Source organism: Klebsiella sp. GB_Kp056, from assembly GCF_040064755.1.
GTDB lineage: Bacteria > Pseudomonadota > Gammaproteobacteria > Enterobacterales > Enterobacteriaceae > Klebsiella > Klebsiella quasipneumoniae.
This window is the reverse complement of the sequence record NZ_JBEAJA010000057.1, coordinates 80,705-94,264: the sequence shown is the minus strand read 5'-3', so window position 1 is coordinate 94,264 and position 13,560 is coordinate 80,705. Positions and strand designations below refer to the sequence as shown.

The following is a 13,560-nucleotide window of genomic DNA, read 5'->3' as shown; positions in this document are numbered from 1 at the left end:
GAACGGCTTTAAATCGCATGCTGATGAAGTTGAAGATAAACCCTGCTTAAACATGACGCAGAAATAAGTGAAAAATAAGTTACAGTTAACAATTTATTAAATTCACATTGGAATTATTTTAATGGTTATTTTCTCAATGCGCTGATTTATAAGTTTAAATATAATGACAGGCTGGATTTTCATCAAATAGTGATGACAGGGAATATCATTGATAATACCAATATCATGATCTATGGTAGCGTTCACTAGATAGTAAATTGAATGAGGTGGGAAATGCATAATTATATTGCCAAAGGTATTGCGCTGGCTGTAGCCATCGCTGCCTCAGGAACGGTGCAGGCTATTGATAAAAAGAATCCTGATCCTTATTTTTCAGGGGTCAAGATTTTTGCCCTAAAGGAGGCCGCCGGAAGTGAATGGGATAGCGTGACCGGCGAGGCGAAGTATCTGGTGACCTATAAAGTTACGCTTGATAACTTCTCTGATAAAAGCATTGAACCTGGCAAAGATAACAAAATGTGCTTCTTTTTGTATGATAAAAATGGCAAGTCATTTATGAGCACGGGTATTGAAATGGAGATGCTGAAAAAATACAAACCCATTGAAAGCCGAACAGGTAACGTGTTCTTCAGCAGCGCCGATCCTGAAATACTGAATATACCTTTTGTCCGTCTCGCTTTCGGTAAAGACTGCTTAACAAAATAACCACCATCCCGAGTGTGGATGATCTGCCTTATATGACGTTAGCGTAACACCAGGCGTCCGTCAGGTGTTACGAGATGAACATAACATCTGGATGATGAGGAGGCGTGCGCGGCAGACATCAACCGTGTCAAGCACCACGCTCATCTGAAGTAGGTCACTCGTATTTCATTTTACGGGGGAGGTGCGTCTGCCGGGAGGGGGATACACTGGCCAGCTATTGGACAATCTTTACGCGTCTTTTTTTGCGTCGCTATCCGTGACGCTCCTGATGATTTTTCTCAGTTGGCAAATGCCAAAACTCATCGCTAATTTATTATGGTGCTTCGCTTTGCTTACGGTGCCTGTAAAAAGAGAGTGCCCGACAAAATGGCTATCCTGATAAAAAACAGTATCAGCGTGTAACTCGCCAGAAATCACCAGCACTGCTATTAGCAAAAGGAGAGAGGTTTTCATCATTCGTTTCTTTTCAGCTTAACTCTGTCTCTGGTTATCCGGGCATTATGAACACCGTTCAGCAATGGTAGTGACCGACCGATGTATATCCGGGGCATGCGGCGCATAATAAAATTCTACCGAAATCTGCCTGCCGTTGAAGTTACTGATTTCCACCCACGCGACAGTTGTGTTTTCAGTATTCATCAGGTTGTACTTATCGATGTTTTCAGGAAGGGTGTCATCATATTCCAGCGATAAATTCGCTTTAGAAGCGGCATAATGAAGGCAATCGATCACCTGATTTTTTCCCTGATTAACGTAATAGGTTTCTTCTTCCGGGTGTATGCCCACATCCCCCAGATCCACACAACCACTTAACAGAAAAAGGGTGGGCAACATCAGCAATATTTTCATGGAACCTCTCTGTGTTAAATAACATTGGCGTGATTTTAACTTGTATTTAACAGGCCAAGCATTCTGAGTTAACGAATGGTGAATTTATTCCACCCCTCTACTTAACGTGGCGCAATATTATCACCGTGCGTTAAAACGCACAACCCTGCGATTTAGCGTTAGTATGTATTCAACATTTAAATGCTTTACCCTCAGGCGGGTAAAACAGGCGGTAAAAATATGATGCCCCCTGGCGACGGGACAGGGAAGAAGCGCCTGCGACATCCCCCATGTCGAAGCGGCGTAATGGCAAACATTTACCCCGCGCCATGATAATCAGCTACAGGATTCATCCCCCATGACCCCCGGCCGGTTGTTGGCCAGAACGCGGTGGGCTTTCCCTTTGCACCAAAGCCATGCAATGCCCCACTTTTACTCCCCATTTTTGGGAGGCGATGCGCCGGTTGGCGGTAAATCACTGAAAGTACTGCTGTCTGGCTCCTGGCATGGCCCTTGCAATACCATCAGCAGAAAGCAGCGCAACAGACAATTTAGATCACACAATAGCTGGCTAGGGTTCCGGTTCACCGCGGTGAACGTCTGGTCCGAGAGCTGGCGACCTCGGCGAGGTTACACGGCGGGATAAAAGCCCGGGAGACAGCAGCACCGTTGGGTGTCGCGCTGCTCCGTTTCTCGTGCTAACCAGAGGTCCACCATGAAAACATCGCCGCTCCTCCGCTCACTTGTCCTGTCACTGACGCTATTGACCAGCGTCCCGTCCTTTGCCGCCGTCAAGAAAGAGTTCAACGTCTGCTGGACCATCTACGCCGGCTGGATGCCCTGGGGCGTCATCAGCAATGAAAAGATCATCGATAAATGGGCCAGCAAGTACGGCATCAAAATCAATATTGTTCAGCTCAACGATTACATCGAATCCATCAATCAGTACACCGCCGGGCAGTTTGACGGCTGCACGATGACGAATATGGACGCCCTGACCATTCCGGCGGCCGGCGGTGTCGACAGCACGGCGCTGATCACCGGCAGCTACTCCGATGGTAACGACGGGGTGGTTCTGAAAGGGGCGGATAAAAAGCTCAGCGACCTGAAAGGGATGTCGGTGTATCTCCCGGAGCTGTCGGTCTCCCACTATCTGCTGGTGCGCGGCCTGGAAAAAGCCGGGCTGCAGGAAAAAGACGTCAAGGTGGTGAATACCTCCGATGCCGATATCGTCTCGGCCTTTGGCACCAGCGGCGTGCGGGCGGCGGTGGCCTGGAATCCACAGCTGTCGGTTATCAAAAAGACCCCGCAAACCAGCGAAGTGTTTAGCTCCTCGCAGGTGCCGGGCGAGCTTATCGACATGATGGTGGTCAATACCCAGACCCTGAAAGATAACCCGGCGCTGGGCAAAGCGCTGACCGGCGCGTGGTTTGAAATGATGGCCAAAATGAAGGCCGGCGATACCCAGGCGCTGAGCGCTATGGCCGCCGACTCCGGTACCGATCTCGCCGGCTACCAGGCGCAGCTCAAAACCACTCATCTTTTCTGGACGCCTGCCGACACCCTGGCGTTTATCGCCTCGCCGGATCTGGCGAAAACCATGCAGCGTGTGGCGCAGTTCTCCTTCGATAAAGGTCTGCTGGGCGAGGGGGCGCAGAGCGCGGACTTTATCGGCATGACCTTCCCGGGCAATGTCACGCTCGGCGATGCCGCCAACCGCAAACTGCGCTTTGACGACAGCTACCTGAAGCTGGCCGCCGCGGGCCAGCTGTAATGATTGCCGCCGGGAGACCACGCCATGCGCCACATTAACCGATATCCCCAAAAGGGGATGCGCCTGACGCTGATGCTGCTGCCGTTTGTGCTGCTGATCGCCGCCTGGTTTATGGGATCGGCGGTGCGGCTGGAAGCCAATCCGCAGGACAAGTTGCTGCCAGGCCTGTCGCAGATGGCGGCGGCCATTGACCGGATGGCGTTCACCCCGGACAAACGCAGCGGCGAGTATCTGCTGTGGGCCGACACGCTGATTAGCCTGAGCCGTCTGCTGACGGGCCTGGCCGTCTCGTCGCTGATCGGCCTCGGCATCGGTATCGCCGCCGGCGTCTTCCCGATGTACCGCGCGGCGCTGTCGCCGCTGATGACGGTGGTGTCAATGATCCCGCCGCTGGCGATCCTGCCGGTGCTGTTTATCGTCTTTGGCCTGGATGAGCTGTCGAAAGTGATGCTGATCGTCATCGGCATTACGCCGATGCTGGCGCGCGACCTGGAGCAGCGGGCGCGGGAGATCCCGGCGGAGCTGTTTATAAAGGCGCAGACCCTGGGGGCTAATAGCTGGACGGTGGTGCTGCGGGTGGTGCTTCCTCAGCTGCTGTCGCGGCTGATCGCTTCTCTGCGCCTGCTGCTGGGCTCGGCATGGCTGTTCCTGATCTCCGCCGAGGCCATCTCCGCCACCGCCGGGCTGGGGTATCGCATCTTCCTGGTGCGGCGCTATATGGCGATGGACGTGATTATTCCGTATGTCATCTGGATCACGCTGCTGGCATGGCTGATGGATCTGGCGCTGCGTCAGCTGCACAAAGCCTGTTTCCCGTGGGCGGAAGGAGGCCGGGGATGAGTTTTATCGACATCAAAAACATCTGGCAGGAGTACGGCGACCACGTGGTGCTGGAGCGCATTAATCTGCAGGTGAAAGAGGGCGAGTTTTGCTCAATGGTCGGCGCGTCCGGCTGCGGTAAATCGACCTTTCTGCGTCTGCTGCTCGGTCAGGAGCAACCGACCCGCGGCGCCATCCTGCTCGACGGCCAGCCGCTGGCGGCGGAGCCGGACCGCAGTCGCGGCGTGGTTTTCCAGCGCTATTCGGTGTTTCCGCATCTCAACGTGCTGGATAACGTCGCCATCGGCCTGGAGCTGCCGGCGTCCCCGCTGCTGGGGCGCCTGTTTGGCGGCAGAAAGCGCGAGGCCCGGCAACAGGCCCAGCGAATGCTGGAGAAAGTGGGCCTGGGACACGCCCTGGATAAATACCCGGCGCAGCTCTCGGGCGGGATGCAGCAGCGGCTGGCCATTGCCCAGGCGTTCGTGATGCAGCCGCGGGTGCTGCTGCTGGACGAGCCCTTCGGCGCGCTGGATCCCGGCATTCGCAAGGATATGCATGCGCTGCTGCTCCAGCTGTGGAGCGAAACGCGCATGACGGTGTTTATGGTCACCCACGACCTGGCCGAAGGCTTCAACCTGGGCACGAGGCTGCTGGTGTTCGACAAAGTGCGCATCGACCCGCAGGCGCCCAACGCCTGGGGAGCGCGTATTACCTACGACATCCCGCTCAATGAAGCGCGGATGGCGCAACTGGCCGCCGGTAGCGACACCAACGTTTACGCATTAAGGAGATAAATTGATGACTGAACTGTTTCACTCCACCCCCAGCCTGCGCGAAGAGCGGCTTCCCGGCGGGGCGCACACCTCGCTGATTTTGCGCAAAGGGCAGATCCTGCGCCTGACCGATCTCGACGGCGGGGCAAACGTCAGCATGATGATGCTCAATCCCCATGAGAAAAGTGAGCGGCTCAACCTGCCGGATACCCTCAAAGGACAGCATACCGCGCGCCTGACCGCCGGGCACTGTTTCTACTCCGATATGGGCCGGGTGCTGGCCGGGATCGTCGCCGACAGCTGCGGCTGGCACGATCCGTTCGGCGGGGTCCTCAACGCCGGGGAGACGCACGACAAATATGGCGCCGGACGCTACCAGGAATTACGCAATGGCTTCTACCGCAACGGCGTCGATAACCTGCTGGTGGAGATGGGGAAATGGGATCTCGGTCTGGAAGATCTGCTGATGGTGGTCAACTTCTTCAGCAAAGTGACCGTCGATGACGAGGGGCGCTTTCACTTTGTCTCCGGCAACAGCCGCGCCGGGGACTATGTGGAACTGTATGCCCCGATGGACGTCCTGCTGGTCCTCACCACGCTCCCGCATCCTCAGGATCCGGCCACAGAGTATGCCCCCCGTCCGGTGCAGCTGAGCTGGTATCAGGCCGACGATGAAGACGCGGCCACTCAGGCGCTCCTGACCCGCGATGAGAACCTGCGCGCGTTCCGCAATACCCAACTTTTTGCCCTGTAAGGAGGCGTTTATGACCCTTATCACCAGTCACCGACGTCCGGAAGAGGCCGTCTATCGCCATGTGATCCCCGCCGGGGAGCCGTGGCTGTTCGAGGTTAAACAAGGGCAAACCCTGCGTCTGCTCGATCTCGAAGGCAACCAGGCGATTGATACCCTGTTTTACAACGCCGACAACCCGCGCGAGCGCTACGATGCGCAGCGCACGCTGCGCCGCCAGGGTAACGCCTACCTCACCGCCGGCAGCGTGCTCTATTCCAACCTTGGCCGTCCGCTGATGACCATCGTGGCCGATACCTGCGGGCGGCACGATACCCTCGGCGGCGCCTGCGCCCAGGAGAGCAACACCGTCCGCTACGCCCTCGACAAGCGCTACATGCACAGCTGCCGGGATAATTTCCTCTGCGCCTGTCTGCATGATGGCCGTCTGCATAAGCGCGATATCGGCGCCAACATTAACTTCTTTATGAACGTGCCGGTGACGCCGGAGGGCGGTCTGACCTTTGCGGATGGCATCTCGGCGGCGGGAAAATACGTGGAACTGCGCGCGGAGTGCAACGCCATGGTGTTGATCTCCAACTGCCCGCAGCTCAACAATCCCTGCAATGGCTGGAACCCGACCCCCGCCGAGGTGCTGGTATGGAACTGACCCGCTGGCAGCGCTGGCGTTTGCTGGCCTTTCGGCTGTTCGCCGTTCGCGCCGACCGCCTGAACCACACGCCGACGCGCCACCCTTAAGCGCCGGTTCTCCCGGGGACGACCTCAGGGGAAGACGAATTGTTGCGGGACGACCCGCTTCGCTGTGAGTTCCGCTTATGTTTGATACCTTACTGATTGCCAACCGCGGGGCGATTGCCTGCCGCATTCTGCGCACCCTGCGCGCCATGCAGGTGAAGGGCGTCGCCGTTTACGCCGAAGCCGACCTGAGCAGTCTGCACGTCCGCGAAGCGGATGAGGCGCTGAGCCTTGGCGAGGGGCCGGCAGCGCAAACCTATTTAGTCGTAGAGAAGATCATTGCCGCCGCGCGGCAGAGCGGCGCCCGCGCCATCCACCCCGGCTACGGCTTTCTGTCAGAAAACGCCGCCTTCGCCGAGGCCTGTGAGGCGGCGGGACTGGCGTTTGTTGGCCCGACCCCGCAACAGCTGCGAACCTTCGGCCTGAAGCATACCGCCCGCGCGCTGGCCAAAGCGGAGGGCGTTCCGCTGCTGGAAGGCAGTGACCTGCTGGCCGACAGCGAAGAAGCCTGCCGGGCGGCAGAGGCGGTGGGCTACCCGGTGATGCTCAAGAGCACGGCGGGCGGCGGGGGGATTGGCATGCGCGTCTGCCGCGACGCCCGCGAACTGAGCGAGGCGTTTGCCACGGTGCAGCGGCTGGGGCAAAACAACTTCAGCGACGCCGGGGTGTTTCTCGAAAAATATATTGAACGCGCCCGCCATCTCGAGGTGCAGATCTTCGGCGACGGGAAGGGGGCGGTTATCGCCCTCGGCGTGCGCGACTGCTCGCTGCAGCGGCGTAACCAGAAAGTGATTGAAGAGACGCCGGCGCCAAATCTGCCGGACGGGATGGCGCAGGCGCTGTGTAGCGCGGCCATTGCCCTCGGTAAAGCGGTGAACTACCGCAGCGCCGGGACGGTGGAGTTTGTCTACGACAGCGCGGCGCAGCGCTTTTATTTCCTCGAGGTCAATACCCGGCTGCAGGTGGAGCACGGCGTCACGGAGCAGGTGTGGGGCGTGGACCTGGTGCGCTGGATGATCGCCCTGGCGGCAGGGGATTTACCGCCGCTGAGCGAGCTGGCCGCCGGGCTACAGCCCCGGGGGCATGCCATTCAGGCGCGAATTTACGCCGAAGATCCTGGCCGTCAGTTTCAGCCTTCGCCCGGACTGTTAACCGACGTCTGGTTTCCGCCGGCGGACGGCGCTACCCTGCGCATCGACCGCTGGGTCGAGGCCGGCTGTGAAGTGCCGCCGTTTTTTGACCCGCTGCTGGCGAAAGCTATCGTCTGGCGCCCCAGCCGCGATGAGGCGATCGACGGCCTGGCGCAGGCCCTGGCGGAGACCCGCCTGTACGGCGTCGAAACCAACCGCCAGTACCTGCAGCAGATCCTTGGCTTTGCGCCGTTCACCGCCGGGGAACCCTGGACCCGCTGTCTGGAGCAACTGCGCTACCGGGCCGATACCGTGGAGGTACTCAGCGCCGGCACCCAGACCAGCGTCCAGGACTACCCGGGACGTCTGGGGTTCTGGGCGGTGGGCGTACCGCCCTCAGGCCCGATGGATGACCGGGCGCTGCGCTTGGGCAATCGTCTGCTGGGCAATGCCGAGGGCGACGCCGCGCTGGAGATCACCCTTAGCGGACCCACGCTGAAATTTAATACCGCGGTGCAGGCGGTAGTCTGCGGCGCGCCGCTGCCCGTAACGCTCGACGGCATCGACCAGGAGATGGACGGCGTCTTCTCTGTTCCGGCGGGGGCGACCCTCAGGCTGGGGGCGATAAGCGGGCCAGGCGTCAGAAGCTATCTCTGCCTGCGCGGCGGCATTCAGGTGCCGGACTACCTGGGCAGTAAAAGCACCTTTACCCTCGGTCAGTTTGGCGGCCACGGCGGACGGGCGCTGCGCGCCGGCGACGTGCTGCATCTTGCGCCTCCGGCTGAGACCATGGAAGGCGCGGCGCTTCCCGCAGGGCTGCGCACTGCGCTTGCGGAAGTACGAACGCTGCGGGTGATTTATGGCCCCCACGGCGCACCGGAGTTCTTTGCCCCGGCGTATATGGCGACGTTTTTTGCCACCGACTGGGAAGTGCATTTTAACTCCAGCCGCACCGGCGTGCGCCTGATCGGGCCCAAGCCGGTCTGGGCCCGCGACAGCGGCGGCGAAGCCGGGCTCCATCCGTCGAATATTCACGACAACCCCTACGCGGTGGGGGCGGTGGATTTTACCGGCGATATGCCGGTGATCCTCGGGCCGGACGGCCCAAGCCTCGGGGGCTTTGTCTGCCCGGTCACGGTGATCGAAGCCGATCTCTGGCAGCTGGGCCAGCTTAAGGCGGGGGATAAGGTGCGCTTTGTGGCGGTTGACGTCCCCACCGCCCGGCGGCTGGCGGCAGGCCGTCGCGGGGAGCTGGCGACCCTGCAGGCGCAGGACGTTGCCTGGCAGCCTGTGCCGCTCACCTCGCCGGTGGTGATGACCTGCGGCGACGCTGACAAACGCCTGGTGGCGCGCCTCTCCGGCGATACCCATCTGCTGCTGGAGGCCGGTGAGGCGGAGCTGGATCTGGTGCTGCGCTTTCGCATCCATGCCCTGATGCAGGCCCTTGAGGGGCAATCCCGGGACGGGATCATCGATATCACGCCGGGGATCCGCTCTCTGCAGCTCCATTTCCAGCCGGAAACGCTGGCGCTGGAGACACTGCTGGCGTGGGTCCGCGAAGAGTGGGCCACGGTCTGCATAAGCGACGATCTGCAGGTTCCGACACGGGTGGTGCATCTCCCGCTCTCCTGGGACGATCCGGCCTGCCGCAAGGCGATCAACAAATATATGACCACCGTCCGCCCGGACGCCCCCTGGTGCCCAAGCAACCTCGAGTTTATTCGCCGGATAAACGATCTCCCGGATGAGCAGGCGGTGTGGCAAACGGTGTTTGACGCCAGCTATCTGGTGATGGGGCTCGGCGATGTCTATCTCGGCGCGCCGGTGGCCACGCCCCTTGATCCGCGCCATCGGCTGGTCACCACCAAATACAACCCGGCGCGAACCTGGACGGCGGAAAACTCGGTGGGCATCGGCGGAGCGTATCTGTGCGTTTACGGCATGGAAGGCCCGGGCGGCTATCAGTTTGTCGGCCGCACCCTGCAGATGTGGAATCGCTATCACGAGGTGGCCGATTTTGCCGGCAAGCCCTGGCTGCTGCGCTTTTTCGACCAGCTGCGTTTCTATCCTGTCTCGGCGGAAGAACTGCTGGCTATTCGCCGCGATTTCCCGCTCGGACGCTACCCGCTGCGCATCGAGCACAGCACGCTGCGGCTGGCGGAGTACCAGCAGTTTCTCTCTCGCGAGGCGCAGAGCATTAGCGCATTTCGCGACCATCAGCAGCGGGCGTTTAACGACGAGCGCGAGCGCTGGATCGCCAGCGGCCAGGCCCATTTCGACAGCCAGGAGAGCGCGACAGAAGAGGCGGGCGATGCGCCGCTGCAGCCGGGGGAGCAGGGGGTGGAAAGCCCGGTATCCGGTAATCTGTGGCAGGTACAGACCGCGGCCGGCAGCCAGGTACGCGCCGGCGATGTGCTGGTGGTGCTTGAGTCGATGAAAATGGAGATCCCGCTGCTGGCGCCGTGCGATGGCAGGGTTCAGCAGGTCAATGTGCAGCCAGGCAGCGCGGTGCGTGCCGGGCAGCGGGTGGCAGTGATTATTGAGGAGAAGGCATGATGCAGCAGACGTTTGATTTACGCCTGGCGACTCTGGCGGCGAACTATCGTAACGGCCACACCACCCCGCGCGCGCTGCTGGCGGCGATCCGCCAGCGGGCGCAAGCGCTGGATCCCGAGTTTAATCTGTTTATCCATCTCCTGAGCGAAGCGGAGCAGGCGCCGTTTCTGGCGGCGCTGGAAGGCCATTCGCCAGACACGCTCCCGCTGTACGGGGTGCCGTTCGCCATCAAAGATAATATTGACCTTGCGGAGATCGTCACCACTGCCGCCTGTCCGGCGTTTGCTTACCGGCCGACGCAAAGCGCGACCATTGTCGCACAGCTGATTGCCCTGGGGGCGGTGCCGGTGGGCAAAACCAATCTCGATCAATTTGCCACCGGCCTGAACGGGACCCGTTCGCCGTATGGTCGCTGCCGCAACGCGTACCATCCCGCTTATCCCTCCGGCGGCTCCAGCGCCGGCTCGGCGCTAGCGGTAGCCCTGGGCGTCGCCAGCTTCGCGCTGGGGACCGACACCGCCGGCAGCGGTCGCGTCCCGGCCGGGTTGAATAACCTGGTGGGCCTGAAAGCGACGAAAGGGGTGATCTCCACCGCCGGGGTGGTACCGGCCTGCCGCACGCTGGACTGCGTGACCTTTTTCAGCGCCACCGCCGACGAGGCCAGCCAGCTGCTGGCGCTGGTTGCCCGGGCCGATCCGCAGGATAGCTACAGCCGCCGCAATCCCCAGTGGAACAGTCGTCAGGCCTTCGGCAGGCCGTCCGCCGGGTTTCGCTTTGGCGTCCCGCGTGAGCTTAACTTCCTCGGCTGCCGCGCCAGCGAAGCGCTGTTCGCCCAGGCCGTGCAGCGGCTGACGGCGCTCGGCGGGGAAGCCGTGGCGATCGATTTCGCGCCTTTTCTCGCCGCCGCCCGCCTGCTGTATGACGGGCCGTGGGTCGCTGAACGCTATGCGGTGGCTGGCCCGTTGATTGAGCAGCAGCCGGACGCCGTGCTGCCGGTCATTCGCGACGTGCTGGCGAAAGCGCCTGATATCGACGCGACGGCGACCTTTAAGGCGATGTATCAGCTGCAGGAGTATAAAGCGCAGTGCGATGCTATCCTCGAGACGCTGGACTGCGTGCTCACGCCAACCTTTCCGCGGCCGGTAACGCTGGACGAGCTGGCGGCGGAGCCCATCGCCCGCAACGCCGACCTGGGCTACTACACCAATTTTATGAACCTGCTGGACTATGCGGCGGTGAGCGTGCCGTGCGGGTTTATGCCCGACGGACTGCCCTCCGGCGTCACGCTGTTCGGCCGGGCCTTTACCGATCAGTATTTGCTGAGCCTGGCCGACGCCTTCCAGCGCGCGGAGCGGCTGCCGCTGGCAGGCGGCGCGCGGCTGGAGAGCCCGCCGCCTGCGCGCCCCGCGGGCCATGATCGGATGGCCCTGGCGGTATGCGGCGCCCACCTGACCGGCCAGCCGCTGAATGGTCAATTGCTGGCGCGGGGCGGCCGGCTGCTGCAGGCGACCCACAGCGCGCCGCGCTATCGGTTGTATGTCCTCCCGGATGGCAAGCGCCCGGCGATGGTGCGTGACGAGCCAGAGGGGGCCGCGATAGCGGTGGAAGTCTGGGCGATCCCCAGCGCTGAGGTGGGGTCGCTGCTGGCCGCCATCCCCGCGCCGCTGGGGCTGGGACAGATTGAGCTGGCGGACGGCCGCTGGGTGACAGGCTTTATCTGCGAAGCCGGGGGGCTGGGCGCGGCCACCGAGATCACCGCCTGGGGCGGCTGGCGTCAGTGGCTGGCCAGGTAAACGGAACACCCTCTGCGGTAGCGCCGCAGAGGGAACTTCCGCACCATCCGGCCGATGCCTCCCGGACGCCGAGCGACGGCCGGGGAAGGTTACTGATGGAGGGGGGCGGGATAAAACGCTTCCGCTGTCCATTGCGCTGATGGCTGGCGGTATTGCTGCCAGAACAGTTCGGCAATCCACCAATATCAGTGAAGCGCTGCTGACTGCGGTCATTCGGGCAACCGGGATCGCTCTGCTGCCGGGGTGGATGGTTAGCCAGGCGGTTCAGCGCGGGGAACTGGTCCGCGTGCTGCCCGACTGGCGTAGCGCGGCGAAGGTCAGCGTTTATGCCCTGATGCCGCCCGGCTCGCTGGTTCCCGCCAAGACCCGGGTATTTATCGACACGCTATGCCATCAACTGGCGTCATCCCCGCTGTGGCAGGACGAATTGAAGCGATAAGCAGGGGGGGCCGCTAGAGTAAGCCATGGATGGCGGTTATACCGCGGTACTGGCCCGGACTTTGAGTACTGACGGAATTTCTATGAACTTTTCACAAGGCTTATCGTTAAGCAGCTCGAGAAGCGCTTTACCCGCCTTCACCCCAATGTCATGCCAGGGAAATTCAACGGTTGTCAGGGCAGGGGAACAGACTGTCGATAAAACCCCGCCGCCTAAACTCGCAATGGCTACGGTATTGGGCACTTTGATCCCGGCGCTGTGGCAGGCCATCATGCATCCGCACGCCATTTCATCCGAAGTGCAAATTAGCGCATCCAGATCGCCCCAGGTAATCATCATATCCTTGAAAATATTCACGCCTGTGGCGATGGTTGAAGGCAAATGCGTGGTCACCACCCGATGTGGCGAACGGTTCAGGGCCAACATCGCCGTGTTCCAGCCACTCAGAAGCTGGCGAAACATCGTATTGTTGGCTGGGGTACACAACAACGCGATGTTTTTTAATGAGGCATCCGCGAGGTGGGTTACGATCTGTTTCACTGCCTTACCGTAATCCACGCCGATGCACATGCCAACAGGCTGGGTATTTAACGCGCCAATTTCCAGGATAGGCACATCTACATTGGCCAGCAGCTGGGTGCAGCTCTCAATGGTGTCGATATTGAACTGAATAATCGCTGCCGGGTTATAGGCGAGCATTTTTTCAAACGTTTTTTGTTCGTTTTGACCGTCATGACCAGATTCCATAAACATCATGGTATAGCCGCGTTCAGTCAGGATTTTTTGTAATGCTTCCGACACCGGCAAAAAACCTGGCGAAGAGAAGGTGGGGACGACGGCCAAAATGAGATCGGAATGGACCGACGCCAGATTACGCGCCTGGAGATTGGGGACATAGCCGAGTTGACTGACTGCCGCATCAATACGATCGCGAAGGTCAGGGTTGACTTTTTCAGGCATTCTCAGCGCACGGGAGACGGTCATGGCGCTCACGCCGACAAACTCAGCCACTTCGGTCAGGGTTATCTTCCCAGTTCCCTTACGACGTTTTTCTTTCGGGCTATTGTCTGCGTCTAGACTCTTCACCAGGATCACCAACCGTTTGAAAAATAATAAGTAACAAAAGTAAATCGTTGATACACATTATAACTTACCACAGCGTAGGGGAAAGCACATTATAACACATGTTAGCGGTAACTCTGTTTTTAACATTTTTGCTTGTTAGCGCTAACTTTGAGAGATGTATCACAGTTGCAT

The 13,560-nt window shown here is 60.1% G+C and carries 12 protein-coding genes and 1 riboswitch; of the genes, 9 read left to right on the top strand and 3 right to left on the bottom strand.

The annotated features are described in order from the left end of the window. Window positions 1-273: 273 nt before the first annotated feature. Window positions 274-705, top strand: a complete 432-nt coding sequence (locus ABLV52_RS19055; protein WP_032452906.1) for a DUF4354 family protein — start codon at window positions 274-276, stop codon at window positions 703-705. A gap of 228 nt (window positions 706-933) precedes the next feature. Here ABLV52_RS19055 and ABLV52_RS19050 read toward each other — a convergent pair whose 3' ends face one another. Beyond that, window positions 934-1,158 (bottom strand): hypothetical protein, encoded by a 225-nt coding sequence (locus tag ABLV52_RS19050; protein ID WP_032428852.1) that lies wholly within the window; start codon window positions 1,156-1,158, stop codon window positions 934-936. Window positions 1,159-1,203: 45 nt separating this feature from the next. Then, window positions 1,204-1,554 carry a hypothetical protein gene (locus tag ABLV52_RS19045; protein WP_348890791.1) on the bottom strand — a complete coding sequence of 117 codons (351 nt, stop codon included), beginning with the start codon at window positions 1,552-1,554 and terminating at the stop codon, window positions 1,204-1,206. Between the two features lie 539 nt (window positions 1,555-2,093). Next, a riboswitch (guanidine-I (ykkC/yxkD leader) is annotated at window positions 2,094-2,192 on the top strand. 56 nt (window positions 2,193-2,248) lie between these two features. Between ABLV52_RS19045 and ABLV52_RS19040 the strand changes: the two genes are divergently transcribed. The 8 genes from ABLV52_RS19040 (at window position 2,249) to ABLV52_RS19005 (ending at window position 12,303) form a co-directional block, all read left to right on the top strand. Further along, window positions 2,249-3,307: a putative urea ABC transporter substrate-binding protein gene (locus ABLV52_RS19040; RefSeq protein WP_348890789.1), complete on the top strand. Its 1,059-nt coding sequence runs from the start codon at window positions 2,249-2,251 to the stop codon at window positions 3,305-3,307. Window positions 3,308-3,331: 24 nt separating this feature from the next. Further along, complete coding sequence (locus ABLV52_RS19035) at window positions 3,332-4,147, top strand: ABC transporter permease (protein WP_023289736.1); 816 nt, start codon at window positions 3,332-3,334, stop codon at window positions 4,145-4,147. Then, window positions 4,144-4,920: an ABC transporter ATP-binding protein gene (locus ABLV52_RS19030; protein ID WP_044523302.1), complete on the top strand. Its 777-nt coding sequence runs from the start codon at window positions 4,144-4,146 to the stop codon at window positions 4,918-4,920. Before ABLV52_RS19035 ends, ABLV52_RS19030 begins: the two co-directional genes overlap by 4 nt. A 4-nt stretch (window positions 4,921-4,924) precedes the next feature. After that, window positions 4,925-5,653: an urea amidolyase associated protein UAAP1 gene (locus ABLV52_RS19025; RefSeq protein ID WP_348890788.1), complete on the top strand. Its 729-nt coding sequence runs from the start codon at window positions 4,925-4,927 to the stop codon at window positions 5,651-5,653. Window positions 5,654-5,663: 10 nt separating this feature from the next. Continuing rightward, window positions 5,664-6,299 carry an urea amidolyase associated protein UAAP2 gene (locus ABLV52_RS19020; RefSeq protein WP_023289733.1) on the top strand — a complete coding sequence of 212 codons (636 nt, stop codon included), beginning with the start codon at window positions 5,664-5,666 and terminating at the stop codon, window positions 6,297-6,299. Between the two features lie 166 nt (window positions 6,300-6,465). After that, entirely contained in the window at window positions 6,466-10,071 is a 3,606-nt protein-coding gene (uca, locus tag ABLV52_RS19015) for an urea carboxylase (protein ID WP_348890786.1), read from the top strand. Next, on the top strand, window positions 10,068-11,864 hold the full coding sequence (gene atzF, locus ABLV52_RS19010) for an allophanate hydrolase (RefSeq protein WP_348890785.1): 1,797 nt from the start codon (window positions 10,068-10,070) through the stop codon (window positions 11,862-11,864). Before uca ends, atzF begins: the two co-directional genes overlap by 4 nt. A gap of 139 nt (window positions 11,865-12,003) precedes the next feature. Beyond that, window positions 12,004-12,303 (top strand): LysR substrate-binding domain-containing protein, encoded by a 300-nt coding sequence (locus ABLV52_RS19005; protein ID WP_348890784.1) that lies wholly within the window; start codon window positions 12,004-12,006, stop codon window positions 12,301-12,303. Window positions 12,304-12,339: 36 nt separating this feature from the next. On the opposite strand, the gene ABLV52_RS19000 is transcribed toward ABLV52_RS19005, so the two are convergent. Further along, the gene (locus tag ABLV52_RS19000) at window positions 12,340-13,392 is read right to left on the bottom strand and encodes a LacI family DNA-binding transcriptional regulator (RefSeq protein WP_086075890.1); all 1,053 of its coding nucleotides are present in this window, start codon (window positions 13,390-13,392) and stop codon (window positions 12,340-12,342) included. Window positions 13,393-13,560 lie beyond the last annotated feature (168 nt).